25 protein-coding genes and 1 pseudogene are annotated in these 25,741 nt (G+C 35.1%); 6 read left to right on the top strand and 20 right to left on the bottom strand.

Going from position 1 to position 25,741, the window contains the following annotated elements; genetic code table 11:
* Positions 1–54: 54 nt before the first annotated feature.
* Positions 55–243, bottom strand: coding sequence for a protein YkzS (locus tag C9J37_RS22415; RefSeq protein ID WP_103977640.1), 189 nt, complete (start codon positions 241–243; stop codon positions 55–57).
* Between the two features lie 125 nt (positions 244–368).
* Between C9J37_RS22415 and C9J37_RS22410 the strand changes: the two genes are divergently transcribed.
* From C9J37_RS22410 to C9J37_RS22400, 3 genes are all read left to right on the top strand, one after another.
* On the top strand, positions 369–557 hold the full coding sequence (locus tag C9J37_RS22410; RefSeq protein WP_024362262.1) for a YkvS family protein: 189 nt from the start codon (positions 369–371) through the stop codon (positions 555–557).
* An 80-nt stretch (positions 558–637) separates the two neighbouring features.
* Complete coding sequence (locus C9J37_RS22405) at positions 638–1,255, top strand: CPBP family intramembrane glutamic endopeptidase (RefSeq protein WP_107897155.1); 618 nt, start codon at positions 638–640, stop codon at positions 1,253–1,255.
* Between the two features lie 62 nt (positions 1,256–1,317).
* Positions 1,318–1,998, top strand: coding sequence for a DUF8580 domain-containing lipoprotein (locus tag C9J37_RS22400; RefSeq protein WP_107897154.1), 681 nt, complete (start codon positions 1,318–1,320; stop codon positions 1,996–1,998).
* Between the two features lie 210 nt (positions 1,999–2,208).
* Here C9J37_RS22400 and C9J37_RS22395 read toward each other — a convergent pair whose 3' ends face one another.
* Positions 2,209–2,655 (bottom strand): MarR family winged helix-turn-helix transcriptional regulator, encoded by a 447-nt coding sequence (locus C9J37_RS22395; RefSeq protein ID WP_024362265.1) that lies wholly within the window; start codon positions 2,653–2,655, stop codon positions 2,209–2,211.
* 122 nt (positions 2,656–2,777) lie between these two features.
* A complete protein-coding gene (locus C9J37_RS22390) occupies positions 2,778–4,145 on the bottom strand; it encodes a PAS domain-containing sensor histidine kinase (protein ID WP_235617204.1) in 1,368 nt (455 codons plus the stop codon).
* A 310-nt stretch (positions 4,146–4,455) separates the two neighbouring features.
* On the opposite strand from C9J37_RS22390, the gene C9J37_RS22385 reads away from it, so the two are divergent.
* A complete protein-coding gene (locus tag C9J37_RS22385; RefSeq protein WP_107897152.1) occupies positions 4,456–6,195 on the top strand; it encodes a B12-binding domain-containing radical SAM protein in 1,740 nt (579 codons plus the stop codon).
* Positions 6,196–6,709: 514 nt separating this feature from the next.
* Here C9J37_RS22385 and C9J37_RS28505 read toward each other — a convergent pair.
* Complete coding sequence (locus C9J37_RS28505; RefSeq protein ID WP_167397400.1) at positions 6,710–6,868, bottom strand: hypothetical protein; 159 nt, start codon at positions 6,866–6,868, stop codon at positions 6,710–6,712.
* A 260-nt stretch (positions 6,869–7,128) separates the two neighbouring features.
* Between C9J37_RS28505 and C9J37_RS22380 the strand changes: the two genes are divergently transcribed.
* On the top strand, positions 7,129–7,641 hold the full coding sequence (locus C9J37_RS22380; RefSeq protein ID WP_107897151.1) for a DUF3231 family protein: 513 nt from the start codon (positions 7,129–7,131) through the stop codon (positions 7,639–7,641).
* A gap of 138 nt (positions 7,642–7,779) precedes the next feature.
* On the opposite strand, the gene C9J37_RS28500 is transcribed toward C9J37_RS22380, so the two are convergent.
* From C9J37_RS28500 to C9J37_RS22345, 10 genes and pseudogenes are all read right to left on the bottom strand, one after another.
* Complete coding sequence (locus tag C9J37_RS28500) at positions 7,780–7,938, bottom strand: hypothetical protein (RefSeq protein WP_167397399.1); 159 nt, start codon at positions 7,936–7,938, stop codon at positions 7,780–7,782.
* A gap of 584 nt (positions 7,939–8,522) precedes the next feature.
* On the bottom strand, positions 8,523–8,969 hold the full coding sequence (locus tag C9J37_RS22375) for a hypothetical protein (RefSeq protein WP_107897150.1): 447 nt from the start codon (positions 8,967–8,969) through the stop codon (positions 8,523–8,525).
* A gap of 352 nt (positions 8,970–9,321) precedes the next feature.
* Entirely contained in the window at positions 9,322–9,702 is a 381-nt protein-coding gene (locus C9J37_RS22370; protein WP_107897149.1) for a hypothetical protein, read from the bottom strand.
* Between the two features lie 244 nt (positions 9,703–9,946).
* Positions 9,947–10,996: a DUF4030 domain-containing protein gene (locus tag C9J37_RS22365; protein ID WP_107897148.1), complete on the bottom strand. Its 1,050-nt coding sequence runs from the start codon at positions 10,994–10,996 to the stop codon at positions 9,947–9,949.
* Entirely contained in the window at positions 10,980–11,498 is a 519-nt protein-coding gene (locus C9J37_RS22360; protein WP_107897147.1) for an RNA polymerase sigma factor, read from the bottom strand. Before C9J37_RS22360 ends, C9J37_RS22365 begins: the two co-directional genes overlap by 17 nt.
* Before the next feature lie 380 nt (positions 11,499–11,878).
* Positions 11,879–12,388 (bottom strand): hypothetical protein, encoded by a 510-nt coding sequence (locus tag C9J37_RS22355; RefSeq protein WP_107897146.1) that lies wholly within the window; start codon positions 12,386–12,388, stop codon positions 11,879–11,881.
* The gene (locus tag C9J37_RS22350; protein ID WP_107897145.1) at positions 12,385–12,651 is read right to left on the bottom strand and encodes a hypothetical protein; all 267 of its coding nucleotides are present in this window, start codon (positions 12,649–12,651) and stop codon (positions 12,385–12,387) included. Before C9J37_RS22350 ends, C9J37_RS22355 begins: the two co-directional genes overlap by 4 nt.
* A 157-nt stretch (positions 12,652–12,808) precedes the next feature.
* Positions 12,809–12,964 carry a hypothetical protein gene (locus C9J37_RS28495; RefSeq protein WP_167397398.1) on the bottom strand — a complete coding sequence of 52 codons (156 nt, stop codon included), beginning with the start codon at positions 12,962–12,964 and terminating at the stop codon, positions 12,809–12,811.
* A gap of 728 nt (positions 12,965–13,692) precedes the next feature.
* Positions 13,693–13,911 (bottom strand): annotated as a pseudogene (locus C9J37_RS29860) (HNH endonuclease signature motif containing protein); the annotation flags it as partial.
* A gap of 315 nt (positions 13,912–14,226) precedes the next feature.
* Positions 14,227–14,469: a hypothetical protein gene (locus C9J37_RS22345; RefSeq protein WP_107897144.1), complete on the bottom strand. Its 243-nt coding sequence runs from the start codon at positions 14,467–14,469 to the stop codon at positions 14,227–14,229.
* 181 nt (positions 14,470–14,650) lie between these two features.
* Here C9J37_RS22345 and C9J37_RS22340 point away from each other — a divergent pair, with 181 nt between their 5' ends.
* Positions 14,651–14,977: a hypothetical protein gene (locus C9J37_RS22340; RefSeq protein ID WP_107897143.1), complete on the top strand. Its 327-nt coding sequence runs from the start codon at positions 14,651–14,653 to the stop codon at positions 14,975–14,977.
* Between the two features lie 105 nt (positions 14,978–15,082).
* Here C9J37_RS22340 and C9J37_RS22335 read toward each other — a convergent pair whose 3' ends face one another.
* The 6 genes from C9J37_RS22335 to C9J37_RS22310 all read right to left on the bottom strand — a co-directional run bounded on the left by C9J37_RS22335 (position 15,083) and on the right by C9J37_RS22310 (position 25,551).
* On the bottom strand, positions 15,083–16,438 hold the full coding sequence (locus C9J37_RS22335; RefSeq protein WP_107897142.1) for a TrkH family potassium uptake protein: 1,356 nt from the start codon (positions 16,436–16,438) through the stop codon (positions 15,083–15,085).
* Positions 16,439–16,694: 256 nt separating this feature from the next.
* Entirely contained in the window at positions 16,695–17,459 is a 765-nt protein-coding gene (locus C9J37_RS22330; protein WP_024362270.1) for a MeeY/MeeF family manganese export membrane protein, read from the bottom strand.
* A gap of 335 nt (positions 17,460–17,794) precedes the next feature.
* Entirely contained in the window at positions 17,795–18,880 is a 1,086-nt protein-coding gene (locus C9J37_RS22325; protein WP_107897141.1) for an SDR family oxidoreductase, read from the bottom strand.
* A 20-nt stretch (positions 18,881–18,900) separates the two neighbouring features.
* Positions 18,901–21,954 (bottom strand): efflux RND transporter permease subunit, encoded by a 3,054-nt coding sequence (locus C9J37_RS22320; protein ID WP_107897140.1) that lies wholly within the window; start codon positions 21,952–21,954, stop codon positions 18,901–18,903.
* Positions 21,955–22,324: 370 nt separating this feature from the next.
* Positions 22,325–23,902, bottom strand: a complete 1,578-nt coding sequence (locus tag C9J37_RS22315; RefSeq protein WP_107897139.1) for a peptide chain release factor 3 — start codon at positions 23,900–23,902, stop codon at positions 22,325–22,327.
* A gap of 182 nt (positions 23,903–24,084) precedes the next feature.
* Entirely contained in the window at positions 24,085–25,551 is a 1,467-nt protein-coding gene (locus tag C9J37_RS22310) for a UDP-N-acetylmuramoyl-L-alanyl-D-glutamate--2,6-diaminopimelate ligase (protein ID WP_024362274.1), read from the bottom strand.
* Positions 25,552–25,741 lie beyond the last annotated feature (190 nt).

Genomic DNA, 25,741 nt, shown 5'->3' with positions numbered 1-25,741 from the left:
ATACATTTATATTTCATTTCTTACAGCATTATGTTCCGACAATGTTCGACAAAATTAACTTCTAGGAATTTCCAAATAAGTGTAGATTATAATCCCATTTTGCTTTGCTTCACCTCTAAAATGTTTAAATAATGGGTGTTTTACTAATACTTCTCGAAAATCATAAAATTGTTCTTTATGGATTTCGATACTTTGGATTTCTCCATTTTGCAATTGTTTAAGCATCGTTTCATATTGTTCCATTTTTTCCAATCCTTTCTCTTACTTTATTTTGTGTAATAAATTATGAATTATTCAAAAAAGGCTTTACGTTTCCCTTTTTTTCATGCAAACTGTATATTATTAGTCGATGAAGGAGCTGACTGTCTGTGAAAATAGCTGAAGTTGGAAATATTATCGAGTTTAAAAATGGTTTGCAAGGCATTGTTGAAAAAGTAAATGAAAATTCGGTGATCGTTGATTTAACATATATGGAGAATTTTGATTCCCTTGAAATTGAAGAAAAAACGGTCGTCAACCATAAACGTTACAAAATCTTATACGCAAGTGAAGCTTAATATTCTGAATAGTCCCTTTTTGTCTTTATAGATGATAAGGGACTATTTTTTTGGTAAAATTAAAGTATGGAGGTCGAATTATGCTTACAAATTCGAAACAAACAATAATACTTCTCCTTTCTTTATTATTCGTTTATGGCATGCTTGCTTTTACATTTGCTAATCCTGCTGTATTTTGGTACATGTATGCATTTACCCTGCTCGTATGTATAGCTATTGCTATTCTATCAGGTACAATCGAAGATCAATTACCTACGTGGAAATTTCTGATTTTCGGCATTGGATACGGTACAATCACATATGGCATTATACGTTTTGGTTATTGGCTCGCACCATTTATAAATGATCGGCTAATAGGATCCGTGCAAAAGTTTTTAACAGTTTACGGTCCACAAAATATATGGCACTATATTTTACTTGTTTTCATTGTAGCCATTGGTGAAGAACTATTTTGGCGTGGCTACGTACAGCAACAATTAAAACGTTTTATGCGCCCTGTTTTAGCAGTTATTGTAACAGCCATTTTATGTGCCATTTCGATTGCATTTAGCGGTTTTAAGCTTGGTATAATTGCAGCTCTTGTAACAAGCCTTATTTGGGGCTTTATCTATGAATGGCGCAAGAGTATGCCTTTAGTTATTGTAGCCCATGTTGTTTTTGTTTTATTATTGTTTTTAGTGTTACCTTTAACATCATAACAAAAAAAATTGGAAACATTTTATCTTTTATTAGCGTTTAATATAGAAAGGGAGGGCTTTTCATGCAAAAAAATTTAATTACAATGCTTGCATTATTACTAACAGCTGTTTTAGTAGTGGGGTGCAATACCTCTGATAAGACAGAACAATCAGATGCTGCACAAAATGAACCAGCAAACACAGCGACTGAGGAAAAACCAACTGATAGTGAACCTGCAGGCGACGACGCGCAAGAAACGCCTACATCAGATGATGCACAAACAGATGTACAATCTAAACCACAACAAGAAGTAAAATACGTACAAAAGGGTGTCGACAAAAAGGAAAATGCAACTGAATCTAAAAGTGTAACTCAGGGCTATAAAATCCAACAGCTACCTGGATTTACTCTTTCTCAAGAAGAACCTGGAAAAGACATGCTAGTATCAAATGCTGATGACGAAGTATTTATGCGTATTGAAACAACTACTACTGCTGAAACAAGCTATGATGCGGTGAAAACATCTATGCAAGACCACATGAATGCAGTTGGAGGAACAGTTGCATTATCTGCTGAAGAACTTTCCGTATTTAAAGATGTCCAAAATATTGAAGGCTATGTTGTAGACTTTGATACTGAAAAAGTAATCGGAGTGGTATTTGAAAAAGATGGTCTTATTATAAAGTTAATAATTCATGATAATGATGAACAAGATTTAACAGCAGCTATGCTGGCAATGGCAGCAACTATTTCTAAAAATTAATTGAACACATATCTCCAGAGGTCTTAGAAGTCTTTCTAAGGCCTCTCTTTTATTTACCAATAAAAAACTAAGGTTTGCTTGAAAAGACGTTTAAAAAGCTTCTCAACGGGTAAAAACAGCTAAATATACAAACTATTCCCCTACACAATGTTTCCATTCTTTTAACGCGCAAAAAAAAGTCGCCTCAAAATCTATTTGAGACAACTCTTTTTAATAAGACAAATCTTTTATAGATAGACCTAATTTTTTTAATAAGCCAATCGCTACATCCTTCTCCTCGACGGATAATGCACTCATTAATTCATGTAAATGTTGTTCGTGCTTTGGAAATAACTCGCCCATAAACGCCTCACCTTCAGCTGTAATTTCCGCATAGGTAACGCGACGATCTGATGGACAGGAAACCCGTAAAAGATAGCCTCTTTTCTCTAGTTTATCAATTACATACGTAATAGACCCACTGGCAAGTAATATTTTGTTACCGATTTGCTGCAATGGTTGTCTCCCTTTGTGATACAGGAGCTCTAAAACTGCAAATTCAGTAGGATTCAAGCCATTTTCTTGAAAAAAATGGTTTGTCATCTCATTAATTGCTTTATGGGCACGGGATAATACAATATATAATTTTAAAGTTTGCTTTAAATCTTCTGACGTCATAGCCTAATCCTCACAATTCGCTCTTTATCAATTTCATTATAGCGACTTTTGAAAAGCATTGTCAAAAGCATTCAATAACAGCACACTATGTTAAATTTAAATAGCAAATGTTTAGCTCTAATTTAGGTAACTAAATAAGCAGAATCCTTCGCAGAAACATCTAAAGTATCCAACTGATTGAATGTGTACACTGGAAACTGCATATGGAAGCATGTCCCTTTCTGTACTTCACTTTGAACACCAATTACACCTTCATGTTCTTCGATTACCTTTTTCACGAAAGCAAGGCCCAGTCCTGTCCCTGTTGATTTCGTCGTGTAAAAAGGTTGGAATAGATTTTGAATTGTATTATTATCCATTCCACTGCCTTCGTCTTTTATCATTAATTCCACAATCGTACAGTCTTCCACATTCATTTCTACCGTAATTGTGCCACCTTTATTCATTGCTTCCATTGCATTTTTAATAAGATTTATAAATACTTGCTTTAAACGATTTTCATTGCCCCCAATATATACTTCTGTCACTGACGGTATATATTGAATCATAATTTTTTTCATTAATGCATCCGGCAACATAAATTCAATTACCTGTCTTACAATATGATCTAAGTCAATTAACTCTACCTTCATACTTGTTGGCTTGGACAATACTAATAGTTCCGATAAGATTTGCTCCATACGCTGTAACTCACTATCAATGACAGATAAATACATACGTGATTCTTCATCTGCATTCAGCTTTAAAAGTTCTGTAAACCCTTTTAAAGAAGTGAGCGGATTGCGAATCTCATGTGCGATACTAGCTGCCATTTGCCCTACCACATTTAGTGCTTCCTGATGCTCTACTTTATGTTGCAGTTGCTTTTTCTCTGTTTCATCATTAATGACAGTGACGATAATATTATTATACTCATCGAAAACACTTGAGATTTCGTAGTAGCAAGTTCTACTTACTTGCGTCTCGTCCACGACATGAATATTGGCATGTTTTTCACCCATCAATTTCGAAAGATAGGTTGTAATTTGTCCGTTCTTCATTGTAAATGAATCAAATATATGTTGATGCGCTTTATGGAGTAGTTGTGATTTTTCTATTTTTAAATACATTTCGGCATATTTATTTAAACCAAGAATAATCCCACTTGTATCACTCACAATAACAGCATAAGGTAAATGATCATATGCGCTAAAGGATTGAGATTGTTCCTGCTCCTTGCTAACATACAATTTAAGCGCTCTGTCATTATTGATTGTTGATAGTTGTGCGACAATTTCTTCCGTGTTCGGATCATAGAAACATTTAAAGAGCATCATTTCAAATTCATTGTTGTTTGTTTGAATATTAAACAGTTCTTCAGATCTTAACTCAGATTGTAGTTCTTTGACGAACTTAGCCCATTTTATATTTGAGGACTCGTCCATTGTAATATAGCCAATGTACGTTAAATTAAGATTAAAAAGTTTAATAGCTGCCTCATTGCAATTCAAAATTTTCCCTGCTTTATTGAGAATAAGTGTTGGTGACGAAGTACTTTTCATAAGATTTCCAAAACATTGATTTATATCATTTTGCTTCAACTTTCTCACCGAACCTTTCAAAAGAGTAAAAAACCTCTCATTCGAATTTTGAGCCTTTACTATACTTTATGACTGTACGATTCTATTATTACAAAATTTAGTAAATTTAAGTATTTAAAATTATTTCACGAACCGTTCACAAAATAAATAGGTAAAAAGGATTATATTGTTTGTCAGCTACTTGACTGTTACAATTAGAAAGTGAAAGGAAGATTAATGCATGAATACTATTTTAACTACATTAAACGCAAAGTATATCCACACTAATTTGGCATTGCGTTATTTAAAATGTGCTGCTTTACCTGAATACAATCCAACCATTGCAGAATACACAATTAAAGACCCCGCTTTTAATATTGTATCAGATTTATTTCAAAAAAACCCTGATATTGTAGGATTTAGTTGCTATATTTGGAATATTGAAGAAACTATTCACGTTATTAAAATGTTAAAAACAGTTTGTCCTAATGTTAAAATTTTGCTCGGTGGTCCTGAAGTATCTTACGATGTCCACCATTGGTTAAGAAGAGTTGAAGAGATTGATTTTATTGTTATGGGCGAAGGAGAAACATCCTTTAAACAGTTACTACGCCATTTGCATGGAGAAATTCCATTAGAAGATGTTCCGGGAATTTGTTACTTAGAAGACGGAAAAGTTCGAATTCATGCGCAAGCACCTAAAATTGACTTACGTGAATTACCAAGTCCATTCCGTTTTGAAGAGGACCTTCCACATCTAGGAAAGCGAATTCAATATATTGAGACGAGCAGAGGCTGTCCTTTTAGCTGTCAATTTTGCTTATCTTCTATTGAAGTAGGCGTGCGCTATTTCAATAGAGAAAGTATAAAGGAAGATATTCGATATCTAATGAATAATGGTGCCCGCACGATTAAATTTGTCGATCGTACATTCAATATTAGCCGCAGCTACGCAATGGAAATGTTCCAATTTTTAATCGATGAACATAAGCCAGGTGTTGTTTTCCAGTTTGAAATTACTGCTGATATAATGCGTCCTGAGGTCATTCAATTTTTAAATGACAACGCACCAAAAGGGCTTTTCCGCTTTGAAATAGGTGTCCAATCTACAAATGATTTAACAAACACGCTTGTACAACGCCGTCAAAACTTTGAAAAACTAAAACGAACAGTAACAATGGTCAAAGATGGCGGTAAGATTGATCAGCACTTAGATTTAATTGCCGGTTTGCCAGAAGAAGACTATGCTAGCTTCCGTCAAACTTTCAATGATGTTTTCGCAATGCGCCCAGAGGAATTACAACTTGGCTTCTTAAAGCTATTGCGCGGCACTGGTCTTCGTTTGGAGGCTGAAAAATTCGGTTACACCTATGTAGATTTAGCTCCATATGAAATCTTTTCGAATAATGCTTTAACCTTTGATGATATCGTTCGTATTAAACATGCAGAAGATGTTCTCGAAAAATATTGGAACGATCATCGTATGGATTACACTATTGAATACCTAGTTACAGAAGTATTTGACACACCATTTGATTTCTTCCAAAACTTCGGCACTTATTGGGAAACAAAAGGCTGGTCTCGTATCGGACATCAGTTAGAAGATCTATTCCGTCGTTTACTGGAATTTTTAGAAACAGTGGAAGGTGCTAATTTACAAATTATTCAAAGCTTAATGCAACTAGATTATTTAAAAGCACAACAATTCCAGCCACGTAAATTATGGTGGAATGAGCGACCAACGGAAGTACAACAAAAAGCACTTTACACAGCTCTACGGGAAAATCCGATAATTGCTGGTGAAGAATTTGCTAAGTTTAATTTAACAGAGAAAGAATTATTCAAGCATACACTTATTATCCCGCATTACTTGGACTATCAAAATTTCTCAAATGGCAAAATTGTACAAAAAAATGGTTATCTTTTAACTTATTTCCGTCACGGACAAGCACCTTATTTTGCAACAATTCCTACTGTTTAATAAAAAAACGCTATTCTCTAAATTGAATAGCGTTTTTTCTATTAGTAACTTATAAAATTGCTTTTTTCAGCTCACAACAATCTTTTTTTTACTAAATAAATAATATATTACAGTTTACTAAAACTAATTAACGGTGTTAGTACGGCTTTCTTAATGAAACCTTTAAAAAGTAGGTCTTTAAACCTTAATTAAATCAAACAAAAATTAGAAATAATACCTATTTAGAAAATTAAAAATCAGGAAACACTTTAATAAATTTTCTAAATTTTTGGACATTTTTTCGTCACAATTACCATTTAAGTGTAAATTGCTTAATTTGACTTTGAAAGAAGCGATAAAAGCTATTAGTAATAACCTATATCGCTTTTGCAAACGACCAACGTCTATGCTGTCTTTCAGTTATATATTAAATACTAAATACAATATAATAGAAGAAAGTCAAATTTAAGAAATCTTTTAGCATAAAACTCTAAAAAGTCCAAGCTAGCTTATAGAATACCTTGCTTTTTAAGTATTATAAAGTACGCTTTACTACTGAAATCAGCAATCCTAAAGCTTCACTATCTGTCATTGTGCTAACTCGATCACTATGATCTACTTTCGTTATACCACGTTTATGTGTCTCTTTTAAAAGTTCCTTTAAATCCTGTTTTGCTGTGCTTGTAAGTGTCATATTTATTTCTCCTTTTATACCTTTTTCTTTACTGGGTTCATTGTTGCTTCTATGCATTTCAAAATATTCTAATGCCCCTCAGTTCTAATACGTTGTAGACAATTTCTTTTTGACCACTCCTAAAGTGTTTTACCCGTTACGTGTCCTATCCAAACTGTAGTATTGCAATGATTGTTTCGTTTCTTTCTTATGAATTAATTTTTATCATTTCACGCATACTACCTCTGTTTCAAAAAACAATGAAAAGAGGATATTCAACTATGGGAATACTTAGTGGCAATCCAAAAGATGAGCCGTTACATTATGGCGAGGTTTTTAGCGTTTGGACGAATTTAGCCGTTGATTACGGCTTAATTGCAGGCTATCAAACATTTTACAATCACACAGGCGATGAAGATCTTCGCAAAATTATTGAAGATATTATCCAAGTATTACGAGACGAAGTAAAACAGTTAGAAAAAATATTGAAGACAAATGGTGTTGGGTTACCCCCTGCTCCACCTGAGCGACCTGTTGCAAGATTAGAGGACATCCCTCCTGGTGCGAGAGTAAATGACCCTGAAATTAGTGCAGCGTTATCAGCGGATTTAGCTGCTGGATTAGTTGCTTGCAGTCAAGCAATGGGAATGTCAACTAGAGAAGACATTGCCATGATGTACGGACAATTCCATATGGGTAAAGCCCAACTAGGTGCTAAACTGTTACGTTTAAACAAAACTAAAGGTTGGCTTGTTCCACCGCCACTACATGTTAACTATCCAGAAAAAGATTAAAATTTTTAATCTGCATTAGCTATTAGGGATGGGACAAAAGAGAAAAAGTGTTAGATTGACCCTAATCAATCTAACACTTTTTGCTTTGTTATGCCCCTTGAATGGACACTTATCGTGACACCGTAAGCCTCTTTTTTATTATTTTTGTTTATTGTTTTTTCCTTGATGGTCTTTTGCTTTATTCGCATTGTTAGCTTGTTCATTTGTGCGTTCATTTTCTTCTCGTACATCTAAATCGTCAGGACTTAAATCTGTCGCAAACTCTTCTTGCTTTATATCCTTTTTACCCTTTGTCACTGATATCACCTCCGATTTATAAAGTATCCAAATTGCCAACATTTATACTATTGGCTTGTTTCTAAAAGATTAATGCCAAACAAAAAAAGAGGTGAATCAACCATTCACCCCTTTGCAAATGCTTCTATATGAAAACTGCTAGATGTTACCCAATAATCACTCGTTTCTTAGTGTGGTTTTCGATGTGTTTATTGCCATGTACATTATCCTGTAGTAATAGATACTAAAATTGATACACCGTCTACTTGTACACAAAAAATAGCAACGGAATTTGAATACTATTATGGAGAAGGTAAGCTATATCTTGAGGGATTGAGCTATGATAACGATATAATAATTAATAATAAAGTCGAAAATCTTTTTTGATTCGTTTATATAATAAAATCCCTCGATAATTTTAATTTAATTTTTTTGTTATACATATTTAGCATAAGTATAGCGGCAAGTTTTTGATGTCTAGATACTTGCAATGACAATATCCGACACTTTTTTACATTTCCACTTATGTATAATAGAAGAAAGTTGATTCTCAATTGTAAATGTCAATAGAAAATTTCATCTTTGTCTTGAAATTATATACTTTTTTAACTTGCTGGTTTATGAATCCAGTAATGCAAGGAATTTAAAATGAGCTTCCCTAAAGGTACAGTTATTGGAAGAAATATAAGACTGTAAATGACGCCCCATATCATTGAACCCTCTAGATTAAAAGTATTTAAATTACCTCGCAATATCATTTCACTAATTAAAATACCTAATGTGCCAGTAAATAAACTGACAATTAAAGCTACAAGGAAACTAATCCACCACATTTTCTTATTTGGGATATTCTTTTGAGTAGACAGATAATATCCTATTATAGCCATGGATACAATCATAGGAATAGAAAATGCTATATATAACCAACTTTCTCCCCAGTAGCTTATACGACCTCCTGCGAAAGTATTCCCTACACTATTAAAAAGATATGGAATAAAAATTGAACAAAAAATGGCTATAATAATTCCTTTTAAAACACCTTTAGCTTTCATCCTAAAATCTCCTCGATATTCCAATAATTAGTTTTATTTTACGCATTTAGGTTAAAAATAACAAATTATTAAAATTAAGTTCAACGGGTACAATTCTCGTTCTTTACAATGGGCAAACAAACAGTCTGAAAAGTTAGTTACAGCCTCGGCTCACACCCCTTTTTAGAAGGCTTTATACTCTTGTCTTGCCCAAAGTTTGGATATGTGTATTAATATGCTCTTTGAACACAAAAACATCTATCCATGCTTGAAAATTTAATGCAAATTATTGTCAACTATTAGCTGGTTTTGTTGAAGATCTAAATTCCAATTCCTTGATGAACTAAAGCTTCTGTTAGTTGATTGATAATGTTTATTCATTACTCATTTTAAAGAAAGCCTCTGGATACAAATAGTCATCTTCAACATCTTCATCTGAGTATCGAGTAAAAACAGACTCGAACTCATCATTTTCAATAAGGAAGTCAATAACTTCATAAATTCGTTCTCTACTTGCAATATCTATAAGAAACATATCGCTTGACCAAAGATATCCCCCTTTCATACATTCGCCTGTCTTTACATTCTTCTCTCTCAATGTCTGTATGTTTTTGTAAGTGAAAAAACTCGCAATCCATTTAGAACGGTCAGAGAGAGTTACGATGACATCAAGGTTAGCATCTTCAACATTCCATTCACCTTCAGCCCATTCTTCAGCTTCTATCCATATGTGTTTATTGTTTGTTTCTTTCAAAAGAACACCACCTTAAATTAAATATATTATAGCTTTTTTCTCTATAGTTATTGAACTAAACTGCGCAGTTTGTAATTTTTGTATTTTATTTAAAAAATAGACCTATAATGAAAAAAGCACTTTCCTTTTTCCAGGAAAGCGCCCGTTGTTATCAAAAAATTAAAAAGCTTATTGATCTGTAGATTTGAGTATAAAAATAACTAAATACCGAAGGCCTCCAATTATTAAAGTGCTTGGTTTTTATTTAGTTTGTTATTTTAATAAACGATTGTTCGTCATTCTTCAATAGGAATTGAATCGTATATTTGTCATCTTGTATTACCTCTTTTGTATCCGGTAAAGCTAAGTAATCTTGGACAGCCAATTCAATTTTTTCTATTATTTCTTCCGAAGGTGGTTGTTCAAAATCCGTTTTGATTGAAACATAGGAGTGTCCTTTCCTCACCTTATAGGATAGCCCAGTCACTTGATAAGTCGATTTCCCAGCCATTGCATTATATATATCAGTTGAAATATAACCCCAACGGTTATCTTGTTGACGATGTTTTAAATTAAAAGTACTTACTTCAATATCCTTAATTTTTAAATCCTGTGCTTCAATTTCTTTTTCGATATCCTCAACAATTTCATTGGACTCTTCGATATGGTCAGGCATATCAATTGAAACAATATTGGAAAACCATGTTTCTTGTAACCCAGCTAATTCATAATCTGCTTCCTTGGCATATCCATAGGCTGAGAATACTTCTTTCACTATCTCGCGTACTTTTTCGTATGTGTCATCCTCTTTAGTCTTCGGAGGAATTTGTGCTTCAGTTCCTTCAGAAATCTTTAATTCATATTGGTCATAACCATTTTCATATAGATAATTTGTTATCTTTGGTTCAAGATCTTCTGTTGCCTGTTTTAATGTAGAGTCTTTCAATATAAGCGATATTTCTATCGTATATGGCGATGGCGTGATTCCCACTGAATTAAAAGAGTATCCTTCCCTTTTGACTAATTCTGCAAGTTGAGATATTAAATCAGCATTAGACTGTCCATCTGAATAACTTGGTGTAATAGAAATTGGTAATATTCTCTCCGCTATCCTTGCCATTGTCGGCGAAAAGATTGGCGAGGTAAGCATAAGAATCATACAAACGGCTACAGCAATCCAAACGTACTGATTTGTATGATGTTTTTTTCTTTTATGTACATTCTGCAAAATCTTACGTTTAAGTTGATCTTTGGATTTTTCCGTTAGCTTTAATTCTTCTCTCATTTCACTAAATTGTTCATCTAAAGATTTCACTGGTAAAACCTCCTTTAATCAAATCATTTTTTAGTTCAGCTAAAGCTCTTTTTAACGTCATTTTCACTTTACTTTCGGACCAGTTTAAAATAAGAGCTGTTTCTGCCGTTGAAAATTCTTTTAGCTTCCGCAAGATGATGACATGCCTATAGGTTGGTTTTAGTTGTTGAATCGTTCTGTATAATTGTTCTGTTTGAAAGTTCATTGCTGCGATTTGCTCAGGCATTGGCTTGTAATCTTTCTCTTCCATCGTTAAACCGAAAAAGTGCTGCAACGGATGTTTTTTTCGGAAATAGTCCTTGGTGACATTATGTGCGATTGTAAATAGCCATGTTTTCACAGAGGATTTTTGTTCAAATTGATGTTGGTGCTTATAGGCTTTTATAAAGGTTTCCTGTGTTAAATCCTCTGCTTGTTGATAGTCCCTCACCATTAATAGTATGTAGGTTAATACCGATTCACCGTATTGATCAATCCATTCAGTCAATTCCTCTTGTTCCAAAGCTGCTCCCTCCTTTTCTATTTACTTAGACGCAAATTTAAATGAACTCGTCACATTTTAAATAATAAAAGTTAAATAATTTAAATTAGACATGCTACCGTTTTAAGCAATCGAGTAGGAGGGAGTAATTAACTCCCGACCTCTCACACCACCGGGTTTTTATTCAGATAACACACACTGTATAATCTTGAAACGTACTATCGTAGCCCTGTTTATATATTTGCATAAAAGCTGTATAAACAATATTCAAAGGAAAATCCAAGAAATGTTGCTTTAACAGCATTTCTTGGATTTCGGTCTCTCTCCAAACTTTCATTTGGGAACGTTATTTTGAATTAAATTTTATAATTTTCTATAATTTGTAAAGACCCATTAGAATCTTATGTAAGGATTAAATTCTTAATCGTTACATTTAATCGCGTCGCAGAATTCATGATTACAGACCTAAGTGTGTGTATTTCATTTAGGGTAGATATTGTTGCTAGTATTGTAACTTCCGTTTTTACACGATGAACACTATCTATTTTTATATCTTGTGCTATCAGCTGATTTTGAAAAGCCGTTAATTTATCATCATGTCTTTTTCCGATAAAGAATATGATTTTTATCTTATATTTTCTAACGGCAATCAAATACTGATTCAATGCCCAAATGAACCTATTCGTTTCAGCATCAAATCGGCTAGGGTCCCCAAACATTTTCGCTTGCCCACAGTGCTGGCAAATAGCTACGTAACGAACGTGACGTACACCAATACCTGGCTGTTCAACATTTACATATACTTCATAAGGAATAAATACATCATAGGTACAAAAACTACAAATAATCGGCTCATCAAAAATCGTAATCCGACTTTTTTCTGGGCGTAAAGATTCATCTGTTCCAGTCATTCTTTTATCACTTCTATGTACTCAATAATAGATACATGTTTTTGCGACGTTTGGTCAAATCGATTTTTTTCTTGAAACATTCGAATATCCCCACATGATGTACAAGTAAATGATTGCAATGTCAGCTGCTCTTTTTCATCCTCATCTAAAGTCACTCTTTCCATATAAACCTCACGATGCTGAAATTCATTGTGCTGACAAAATAAACAAATTAGTTGTTTATCACGAATTGCTATTTGATACGTACCTCTTCTTCTAACCATCTATTCACTCCTAATTAAAAGTAATACCATTATTTTAATACATTTTAAATAAATAGAAGTTCCGTCTGTTGAATTTTATTATTTAGTAGTTCAATGACTATTGAAGTTACTTTTAATAAAAATTAGAGCCACAGTTTAGTGACTCTAATTTTTATATCTATTCTTTACAAAAATCTACAAGTTTTTTTGCCTGTATTAAGGACATATTTGTTTGTTCTCTCACAAACTTCACCGCTTTAATTTCACCGACGCACTTTATTTTCTCTTTTACTAAGGCAATCAGCTCTTCATTATAGATTTTAGCATAATCCATTTTTCCGACCTCCTCTAATCGATAATACCCTATACGACTACTTTAACCTTTTAGTTTCAAATATATATTAATATAACAAAAAGACTTTTGTAAAAATAAGAACCTTTTCATTTTCTGAGCTCAAGCAGGATTCTAACGAGCTTAGTATTTTCAACAATTGCGCCCGATCGTGGAATATATTATTCGAATGAAAACCCAAGAAATGTCACAGCATTCCTTGGGCATTTGTAACTTCCCAAACTTCTGGAACATTTATTAGTTTTATATTGTATAAATTCATCCTTGAATTTAAGATCTTGTTACTATGAGTTTTGAAATTTATTTCTTAATTATTGGTGTTACAGTTGGAAATCTCTTTGATTGTAAATATTAAATAAACTATAATTATGCCCCTACTATGTTATAATTTGGTTAAAAAGAAAGCGTGTTAATTATGTCGTTTTTTCTTGATTTTGCAGTTCACATTGTTAATGTTTTTTTGTATTTAATTGTCTTACCCTATAAAATCATTTGGATAGGTCTTGCCATAATTGTCCTTGCTTTATTAATTTTAAAAAGATCTCGATCTAACTAATTCATAAGTTTGGTAGATTTATCTCCCCCAAACTTTTTTCGTTATATATAGCAATATGAAATATTTAGAAGTTATCTCTATCTTTTCCCATGTTCCACATCGTACGTGAACCTTTCAGCTCATACGGCGTTCCATCTTATTCTTGAAGGCTCTTATATCGTTCAATCATTTTTGTTTCTGTAGCATGGATTAATCCGTGAGTATTTTTATGTACTATTACGAGATTCATGAATTCGTCTGTACCTCCCATATGGCGAGGAGTTCTGTGATGACAATGAACATCTTCTGCTACTAAACATTCTCCTGTTATTGCACATTTGCTTGATTGCATGGAGTATCTTGAAATTCGGTTGTCTGCGTACTCACGGTTATCGTTATAGAAGGTTGTTTTTTACAGTTTATTTATTTTAATGGCTACATCGTTTATTAAATACTTATGTAGCTATTTCAAAAGTCTTGAAATTGTTTTTGTTAAACCCTTTTACATGTTTCTGAAGGTTTGATAGGTATTCCGTATTTCCCAATAGATTTGAGCCGATTGTATAAGGTTCCATATTAGCTGTTGGGCTTTTTCGAATTTCATGAATTAACTTTCTACTTTTGCAGAATTATTTTCACTTTATCGTTCTTACTTTTTTCATAAAGGTCATCATCCATCATCTTACTCGATCCTGTGACTTTCTTTCGATTAACCCTCATATTGTGTAGCTAGAAATTGTAAACTTCCATTTTTAAAATAACGCTTTAGCTCTCGTTTGCTAACAATAATTTCTCTCGTGTCACTTTTTAAAATAACGTGTGTACTATTCTTTGTTAGTTTGAAGATAAACACTTCGTTCTCTACTCCTTTAAATCCTATCGAATAGATTTTGCGATACTGTAATTTGTTAGGTAACCAAGCAATTTTATGACGAATGATAAATGGTTTCATAAACTTATCTCCTTCAATTTACATTTTTTATCAACTAATCCTCATAATATTCAGTTGTAGCTCTAAAAGATTATTATATGATAATTTGTATAATCACCTTGTTAGTTTTTAAGAAATAATTCCCTTTTGGATATTTATGTTAAAATAGGTTTAAAGATTATTAAAATTAAACGAAAGGAGCGTGGTTCAAATTTTAACTACATTATCCGCAGTTCTTATAATTTTTTTTATAATAGCTTTCATTCTTACTTTTAAACGTTCATGGTCACTTAATTTTGTAATATGGGGAATGTACTTAGCGATATTTTTTACGCCTATATTTACAGTTGCTGGTTCAATCATTTATATGGACATAACAGATGACGGATTTGCAGGAATAGGATTTATTTCTTTATTTGTGCCACTGGAAATAATTGCAATCCTTATGTTTATTGTTGGCTGTATAGGTTTGATAAGAAGTAAGACAAAGAAACAAAATGAAAACCTATCAATTGATCAAACTTTTTAAAAATTGGAAGATTACCTCAAAAATTGACCATTAAGGGGCAAAAAGGGGGCAAATCAAAAATCCGCCCCCTCGAAACCTCTATATATCAATACTTCCGGATGTTGTTTACCCGATAATCACTCGTTCCTTTGGATAGTGGTATTTCGATTTTTTCCCTCTACCTCCACCACCTACTGAATACAAGAATGATATTAAGCCCACTCGCCCTATAAACATTAAAATAATAATGATTATTTTACCAACTACTGATAAGTCTGACGTAATCCCTAGGGACATACCACATGTTCCGAACGCAGATGTTATTTCAAAAATAATTTGGATAAGTGTCGCGTGCGGTTCCGTAATCAGTAATATAATTGTGGCAATTAACACCATAAAACAAGCTAATAGGATAACGACAAATGAGCGGAAGACATCTATTAAATGGATTTCCCTTCCAAAAATTTGAATATCCTCTTTTCCGCGTGCAAACATTATTAAGAATAATATGGCAATAGCGAAAGTTGTCGTTCTTATCCCACCACCTACAGAGCTTGGGGAGGAACCAATAAACATTAAAAAACTCATAAAAATATCGGTAGCTTCACTAAAAGATGTTACATCATATGTTGTAAGTCCCGCTGAACGCGTAGATATTGAATGGAACATAGCTGAAAAGATTGCCTCATGCCAAACCATCCCTTTAAAGGAGTGGAATGACTCAAGCAGTAAAATAACGAGAGCCCCTACTATAAATAACATTGCGTAGGTAGTCGTCGTTATTTTGGTAAAAAGACTAAAGCGGAAATTGGCATGTCGATTAAGCAAAAATGATTTTACTTCAATCAGCACTGGGAAGCCAATAGCTCCAAGTACAATTAATACCATTGTTATTAGTTGCACAAAATAATCATTATGGAATGGCAATAAACTCATCCCAGTAATATCAAAGCCACCATTCGTAGTGGCAGAAACAGCAGCAAAAACGCCATGTATAAGAGCTTCTTCAAATGTATCAAAATAATTCATAAAATGAGCCGTTAAAATAATAGCCCCTGCTAATTCAATACCGATTAAGATTTTTAATATTTCTCGTATTAATTGGACAACACCCGATAGATTGTATTGATTATGATCAATCATAATCAATTGACGTTCGCGCATACCGATTTTTTTGCCGACAAGCAACCAAACAAAGGTACCTAGAGACATAATACCGATAGCCCCGAGCTGTAAAATCACAAGTACCATAACCAGTCCAAATGTTGTATAGGTCTCGGAAATATTGAAAGTTGTTAAACCAGTTACACTAACAGCACTGACTGCCGTAAATAAACTATCTAAAAAGGACACTTCCACACCCGCTCGATGGACACCAGGGAGACGCAACAATAGGAAGGAAATTGCTATTGCTATGAAATAATAAGACACAAGTGCCTGAAACGGTGTGATTTGTCTATTTGATGATTTTTTCCAAGGCACCCCATCAACTCCTTCCATTTATGATGCCAAACTTGATAGATATTAGTATAGAAAAAAACGCTGAAAAAAGAAAGGGGTTGTAAATCGTATCAAACACGAAGTAATAAACAGTGTTTTTGATATAAAGCAAAAATCCGCATAGACTTTCACAAAAAGCAAGCGCACTGACCCTGCTAATGTAGCGAGCGATGTGGCTCGTGCGTTGCCCGCAGAAAGAATGCGGATTAAATCATTCCATTATAAAATTGTCCAGCGATTATTTTGCTTGTTTTTTATTACGAACACCTACTAAATAACCGACAAATGCAATCGCAATTAATACAACCCAGAAAGTTAATTCCCAGCCTGTTGAATGTGGGAATTCCTCAGGTAAAATACCCACTTTTTCATGAGCTAACGTTAATACAACAAGTTTTACCCCTACCCAGCCAACAATTAAAAACGCTGCTGTTTCAAGTGAAGGATAGTCGTTTAAAATTTTTACAAACCATTGCGCTGCAAAACGCATCATAATAACACCGATAAAGCCACCTAGTAACATAATAATAAATTGTCCGCCATTAATGCCGCCAATATCAAAATTACCTAAGTGTGGAAGCGTTACGGCAATTGCAACCGCAGCAAGCATTGAATCAATTGCAAATGCTATATCTGCAAGTTCCACTTTTAAAACAGTCATCCAGAAGCCCGATCCTTTTTTTACAGTAGCATCATCATTTTCTTCTTCCTCATCTTTGCCTTTTCGCAAATCATAAATATTTTTGGCTGACATAAACAATAGGTAAGCTGCCCCAATAGCCTGAATTTGCCAGTAATTAACTAATACTGTAATAACAAAGAGCGCAGAGAATCGGAATATTAGTGCACCAAATAATCCGTAAAAAAGTGCCTTCTTTTGTAGGTCATGCGGTAAGTGTTTCACCATAACAGCCATTACTACTGCGTTATCTGCTGCTAGTAATCCTTCTAATACAACGAGTACGATCAGTACCCAGCCATATTGTAATAATATTGCTTCCATTCTCTGTTCCTCCTTTAAACTCTGTATACCCAAAATTGCGAGCATTTACTAGTCAAATGAAAAAGAAAAGACCCCTGCCTAAGAAGAAGGCAAAGGTCTTGCTAAGCAAATTTAATTGGTTACTTCTTACAAACCAGCTATTGGTTATTGCACTTTTTGCAAAGTAACACCATTTGCTAACACATCCGATGGCATTATGCCACGTCATGACGAATGTGAAACCAGATGCATCGCTCGCATCTGCTAGCTACTCCCCTTTAACAAAATGTCTAAGGATATTTCTTTTGTTCGTTTATTATATCACTATCATTTAATACTGACAAAGAAATCCATCATTATTTAATCTGAATATGATAGTTTTCATCTTCTTTATGCGCTAGATAGAAATCCACCATATTTGGCATAGTTTGTATAAAATCAGGGCATGCTATATTTCCCTTTTGCAATATAGCAATTGCTTCTGTTGTATCAAAAGTTGCATTCCATGTTAAGTAATCTAAAGTTTCTCGCTCGACCCCTAACTTTTTGCGAATAAACGGCACTTGTAACGATTTTTTGGCTAGTGCTAAAGGAAAACGTCCTTTCGGATAATGATTTGTCAATAATTTCACCATTGTACGGTATACCTCTTGTACAGGATGAGGATTAGGATCTGTTAAATGTAATGTTTTCCCTTCAGCACTTTTCTCATCCACTAAAAAAGTGGAGGCATTGATAATATAATCAACGGGCACAACATTAATAGCTGAGCTAGACATCCCGATATAAGGTATAATCGGCAACCATTTTAATTTATCAACCATATTCAAAAAGAAATAGGGCCCATCAAATTTTATTGTTTCCCCTGTCACGGAATGCCCTCGCACAATGCCTGGCCGGATAATCGTGATAGGTACCTCCGACTTTAAATCTTCCACACGATGCTCAGCTTCATATTTCGTTTCCTCATAGTAATTTTTAAATGCCTTCGGGCGAATCAATTCATCTTCACGTAATACTCCTTCTCGTGTTCCAGCAACATACGCAGTACTAAAATACATATAACGCTTAAGATGGGGCAATGTTCGAACAAAATCATTGACCATCGCAGTTCCATGTACATTGACCTTCCAAGCAATATCTCGTGGAACGGCTAAATCATAAATCGCTGCTAGATGCCAAAACACTTCAATTTGAGGTACGATTTGCTGTATTATTTGATTAGCTAATCCTAAATTGGGTAGCGTGATGTCTCCCTCAACAATCTGTATTTCACATTGAGGATAGTCTACTTCAATCTTGCTTTTTTCAATCATCGCTTTTGGATATTGCCCCGCTAAAACAATGGCGATAACCTTTTGTGTTTTATTTTTTTGAAATAATTCTCGTATTAATTGACTTGAAATAAACCCTGGAAACCCCGTAAAAAAATGAACACCCATCTCCCATTTCCTCCCCGTATCTAAGGCAATTTTCTAGTTTCTTTATCCATTAAGCTATACACAGCTGGCACAATATATAATGTCAGCAAAGTCGATGTAATCAGACCACCTATTACAGCGATACCCATCGGCTGATTGATCTCAGTACCTTCGCCAATACCAAGCGCTAGTGGTAGCAATCCTAATATCGTTGTTAATGCTGTCATTAAAATCGGGCGCAGTCGGTCTTGTGTAGCAAGTAAAATGGCATCATACGCCTGCATGCCCTGCTGCTTTTGCTGATTAATATAATCGACAAGCACAATACCATTATTCACAACAATGCCAACAAGTACTAAAATGCCAATAACAGATGTTACACCAATCAGTGTTTTCGTCGCAAACATTGCCATCGCAACACCTATAATCATAAGTGGTACCGTAAACATAATAACGAAAGGATATTTAAACGACTCAAACTGCGCCGCCATCACAATGTAGACTAGCACTACGGCGAGAGCAACAGCTAAAAGCATGTCATCAATTGCACTATCATATAACTCTCGATCCCCACTAAAGACAACTTGCGTTTCAGCAGGCAGATTCGCTTTTTCAAGTGCGTGATCGACCTTTTTAGAAATGCCCCCTAATGACTCCTTGGCTTTATAATCAACGAAAAATGCAACTGCTGCAGCTTGATCGGAACGTCTAATGGATACTGGTCCTTCTTGTATAGATACGTTAGCGATTTCATCAAGCTTAACAAATAGTCCTGCAGGTGAACGTAGCTTCATTGCCTTTAAAGCGTCCATACTGTCATTAAACGCCTGTCCAAAACCGGTATACACCGATAACACCGTTCCACCATCATCAATCATCTGCGTTGTCAACTGCCCTTTTGTCATTTGATTGACCGTTTGGGCTATTTGAGCCGGTACAAAACCATAATCCTTCGCTTTTTCACGATCCACCTCTATCTGAATCTCTTGTATCGTTTCGTCTAAATCAGTCAAAACATTTGTGACTGCATCTATACGACTTAGTTCGTGCTGTACTTTCTCAACTGATGCATATAAACGTTGTTCATTTGAATCTGTTAGTCGGAATGTCAATGTATTTGGAGCTGAACCAGATGATGTAGAAACATTAAATGTAATTTCTGCTTGCTCCCCTAACTCATTATTTAGTTCCCTTTCCACTTCTTCTACAAACTCAAAAATGGAGCGCTTGCGATCTGCAAGTGGTACTAGCTTGACGTAAATTTCTGCTTGATTTGCACTTGTTTGTCCACGGGATTGAGACTGTTGAGTACCCCCGATTAGGCTAACATACACATCGACATCTTGTTCTTCTTTTAAACGACTTTCAATGGCTGCGACTACCTTTTCTGTTTTTGTTATCGCAGCCCCTTGCTCAAGATTTACACTAATAGAAGCAAAACCTTCATCTGTTGCAGGTAAAAATTCTGTCCCTATTTTCGATAACCCAAAGAGCGATAAGCCAAAGAGCACGATTGCCGATAAAATGACCAACAAGCGATGCTGCAATACCCAAACTATAGACGCATTGTAGCGCTTATAAAACGAAGATGTCTTGCGAATTTCATTGATATTATGATCTTTCATTTTTAACAAACGACTTGCCAGCATAGGTACAACGGTTAATGCCACTGACAATGAGGCAATTAAACTAAAGGAAATGGTAAGTGCAAATTCCGTAAATATTTGCCCAATTAAGCCTTCAATAAACATGACTGGAATAAACACAGCAATCGTTGTTAATGTAGATGCTGTTATAGCTAGTGCTACTTCCTTTGTTCCTTGTTTTGCTGCTTCGATCGGTTCTTTGCCAAGCCCTAAATGCCGTTCAATATTCTCTATTACTACGATGGCATTGTCGACAAGCATCCCAATACCTAATGCTAATGCACCTAAGGTCATGATGTTGAGCGTAAAATCAGCAAAATACATTAGCACAAATGTGACAATGACCGAGTACGGAATGGCAATCCCAATAATAATTGGACTTTTCACACCGCGTAAAAAGACAAATAACACAAGCATTGCGAATAAGCCACCTAGCAGTAATGAAGAACCGATATTACTTATTGCTAAATCTACATAATTCCCTTGATCGACTAGTATGTCTGCTGTTACACCTTTGTATTGCTCCTTCGCTAGTAAATCATTTAAAGCTTGTTGAAAGGCTTTAGATACTTCAGCAGTATTAGCGCCAGATTCTTGCAAAACGGACATTAGCACAGCCGGATGATCATTAGCACGCGTTTCTGTTATTGCTTTTTGCTCTGTGCGCTCGACCGTTGCTACATCTCCTACCGTTAATGTTTGACCATCTATAGGATTGACGGATACGATTAAATCTGCAATATCTTGTGGTGTAGTTAACGTACTAATAATCCTGGTCGTCAACATTTTGTCATCTGCAGTTAATACTGGCTCTCCAGGAAGTGAAACATTATTCGTTTGAATTATTTGAATAATATCTGCTTGGGTTAAGCCCTTTGCTATTAGTTTTGATTCATCCAATGTTACTTGTACTTCTTCTACCAATTTGCCAGAAACATTGACACTTGCAACCCCTTCTGTACGACGAAGCTCTTTTTCCAGTGATTCTGCTAATACTCGTACATCCACTTGGTCATTTTCTGCGCGTAAAGAAAGTTGAATAATTGGAAACTGTGACGGGTCAAATTTCAAAAAATTTGGCTTTTGTGCATCGTTTGGTAAAGGTGTCATATCTATACGTTGCAAAATATCCAATTGAACATCCTCAATATTCGTCGTCCAATTAAACTCTAGCACAATTAAATTTGAACCTTCCTGCGAAGTAGATTGTAGTTTTTTTATGCCTGGCAAGGTGGCCAATGCCGCCTCTAAAGGTTTTGTTACCTTTTCATTTACTTCCGTTGAACTCGCCCCAGGATATGACGTCACCACGACACCAATAGGGGGATTTAATTCAGGAATTAACGTAATCGGGATTTTTAACAACGATACGCCACCTAAAATAATAACGAGTAGCATTGTAACAAGCGTAAAAACAGGTCTTTTAATTGAAAAGTTGCTAATGTTCATGTGTTTATACTCCTTTTCTTTCTCTTCTTTCCTATGATAGCCGAAAAGGGAGTTTTTTTATAAAGTTATACATTATATTGAAACAATTTCATTATTGTCATTGCAATATTGCGCTACAGGTGGCGCTTTCCGCGGGCAAGCACCGAGCCGCTTCCTTCGCTACGCTCAGTCCAGGGTCTCGGTTTGCTTGCTTTTCCCGCAGGAGTCGCCACCTTTCGCTCCATTGAATTAGTTTTCTTGCCAAGCAAAAGGAATGTGAAGTCAGCTCTTATTCACTAAACGATTCCTTATATTGTATATATTCTACACCAATCTCTTATTTTCCTTGTAAAAAAACACGAATCGATCATCTGTCGATTCGTGTTTCTTTTTATAGCAGGCTATATAATTTGATGTTTTCGTTTTTATCTGCGAACCAGCGCATAGCAAACTCATTTTCAAATAGGAAAACAAGATTGTCAAAGCGGTCTTTAACAAGCATTGAACGACTTGAAGACATTGACTCTTTGACATCTTCTTCATTTTCAATCCAACGCGCCATTTTCGAACCAATTGGCTCCATTTTCACTTCAACATTGTATTCATTTTTCATGCGGTGTTCAAATACTTCAAATTGTAATTGACCAACTGCACCTAGAATAACGTCTTCAGTGTGAAGCGTTTTGTAATATTGAATGGCACCTTCTTGCACTAATTGCAATATCCCTTTATGGAATTGCTTAGATTTCATGACGTTTTTCGCTGTCACACGAACAAACAACTCTGGCGTGAACTGCGGCAATTTTTCAAATTGGAATGTTTTCTTGCCACCGACGACTGTATCACCAATTTGATATGTCCCTGTATCATATAAACCAATAATATCTCCAGCTACCGCTTCATCAACTGTTTCACGGTCGTCAGCAAGAAACTGTGTAGACTGTGTCACTTTAAACGATTTACCTGTACGAGATAATGTCATATTCATACCACGCTCAAATTTACCCGATACGATACGTACAAAGGCAATACGGTCACGGTGTGCAGGATTCATATTCGCTTGAATTTTAAAAATAAAGCCTGAAAACTCTGGATGCTCCACTGGATCAATATACTGCTCATCTTCTGTAATACGAGGTTGAGGAGTTGGAGCAAATTGTAAATAAGTTTCAAGGAATGTCTGCACCCCAAAGTTTGTTAAAGCCGAACCAAAGAACACGGGTGTTAATTCGCCACGACGGATTTTTTCCTCTGAATAAGCATTTCCTGCTTCATTAAGAAGCATAATGTCATCCATCGCTTGTGAGTAATAAGACGTTACTTTCATCGGATGGTCAATTGCTAACTCGCCATTTTCATCGATTGGTAAGAAACGCTCCTCCTCTTCTGTACGGAATTGCTCAATACGGTTGTTATAACGGTCATAAATACCAAGGAACTCTTTCCCCATACCAATTGGCCAGTTCATAGGGTACGCATGAATACCAAGTACCTCTTCAAGCTCTTCAATTAGCTCTAATGGCTCTTTCCCTTGACGGTCCAGTTTGTTAATAAATGTAAATATAGGAATACCACGCATTTTACAAACTTTAAATAGTTTTAACGTCTGCGCCTCAATACCTTTAGCGGCATCTACAACCATGACAGCACTATCTACTGCCATTAATGTACGATACGTATCTTCTGAGAAATCTTGGTGCCCTGGAGTGTCCAAAATATTGATGCGTGAACCACTATAGTCAAACTGCATAACAGAAGATGTTACCGAAATCCCACGTTGCTTTTCGATTTCCATCCAGTCTGATGTGGCAAATTTCCCTGTTTTCTTACCTTTTACCGTACCAGCGTCACGAATTGCACCGCCAAAAAGTAAAAGCTTTTCCGTTATCGTCGTTTTCCCAGCATCCGGGTGACTGATAATGGCGAACGTACGTCGTGCTAATATATCTTTTTCTAAATTTGAAGTCATCTCTTCATTCTCCTTTTTTCATACCTACTAATAATAAAAGAAGTCTTGCCTTTCGTACAACCTTTTTACATGAATTCCCCAAAAAGAAAACCCTTTAGTCACAGCTAAAAGGTTTTCCATAAATGAATTGCTATAAAAAATTAGCATAATGTTGTCGCACTGAGCTAAGTTCCATTGTAAATTTACACAAATTTCAATTGTCCAGCCTTAATCGCAATTTCAGCATCACTATGTGGATATTTCGTATTTTCGATAATTTGATAATCTTCATGGCCTTTACCAGCAAAAATAATCATATCCCCAGGTTCAGCTACTTCTATTGCATGTCGCACTGCTTCTGCTCTGTCTCCAATACATGCATAATTTTTATGCAACATTCCTTTTGCAAGATCACCTGTTATACTATCGTAATCCTCATAACGTGGATCATCTGTCGTTAAAATCACATAATCTGCTGCTGATGCCTTTTCAGCCATTGCAGGGCGTTTTGATTTATCGCGATTACCACCTGTACCAACTAAGAAAATAAGCTTACCTTTTTTATAAGGCGTAGCTGCTGCAATAGCCTTTTCAATCGCATCCGGTGTGTGTGCATAATCGACAAAAATTTGTACAGGTAAATCAGAGCATACTTTTTCCATACGTCCTTTAACTGGCGGTAGTTGCTCTATTTGTTCAATAATCGTATCCATTGAATAGCCTCTACCATAAAAAGCAACCATCGCAGCAAGAACATTATAAATATTGAACTCACCTAATAAATGCATTTTAACAGGGAAGATCCCTTCAGGCATAATGACATCAAATGAAGTCATGTAATCATGATATTCACAGTTCACGGCACGAAAATCTGCTGTCTCATTGTTTAATCCGTATGTCCATACTGGGAATGGCGTCATTGCAGCATAGCGTTCTGACCAAGCATCATCAGCATTGAGCACCACGAATTTATTTTTTTCTAAATCTTGTCCAAGTTGAGAGAATAATAAGCCTTTTGCATTCCCATATTCCTCCATCGTACCATGGAAATCAAGATGATCATGTGTAAGATTTGTAAAAATAGCAACATCATAATCGACACCTGCCAAACGGCCAAGTGCTAATCCATGCGATGATACCTCCATTGTCATTAAACGACAGCCTTCCATTTTCGCACGAAAAATCATTTGCTGTGTCGATAATGCATCGCTCGTAGTATTTGCAGATTCATATAAAATACCATTTAAATTAAAGCCTATAGTACCTGATAGTGCAGATTTCTCGCCCATGCCGTGCATAATATTTTGAATAATACCTGTTACAGATGTTTTACCATTTGTCCCTGTTACACCAATCATTGTCATATCCTTTGAAGGATAGTCAAAAAACTTAGCAGCCAACAAACCGACTGCACGATCTGTATCCTTGACAATAACTTGTGCAATTGCGTCTGCTAATGGTAGTTCACGTTCCGTAACAACAATTGTTGCACCACCCTCAACAGCTTTTTGTGCATAATTATGGCCATCTACTGTGTAACCTTTAATACAAACAAACATGCTGTTCGGCTGCACACTTCGAGAATCAATCACAATATCCGTCACTTGGTCTGGTAACACGCCAATTATTTTTTTCAAAGGTAATGCACTTAACAATTCCTCTGCATACATTTCATAGTCCTCCAATCAATCTCAACACTCATTCATTATTTCTTGTTTTTTCGACAAAAAATAACAATATGAATACCCCCACTAATCTAATGAATTTATTTTACTACTTATTCGCCTAGAAATGAAATGCCTCCTGTAACGTTTTTAAAATGAAAACGCTATCATTCAAAAAATCAAGCTGAATTTTCCC

This window comes from Lysinibacillus mangiferihumi, from assembly GCF_003049665.1.
Classification (GTDB): domain Bacteria; phylum Bacillota; class Bacilli; order Bacillales_A; family Planococcaceae; genus Lysinibacillus; species Lysinibacillus mangiferihumi.
The sequence above is the reverse complement of the archived record's forward strand: the minus strand, read 5'-3'. Positions and strand labels throughout refer to the sequence as shown.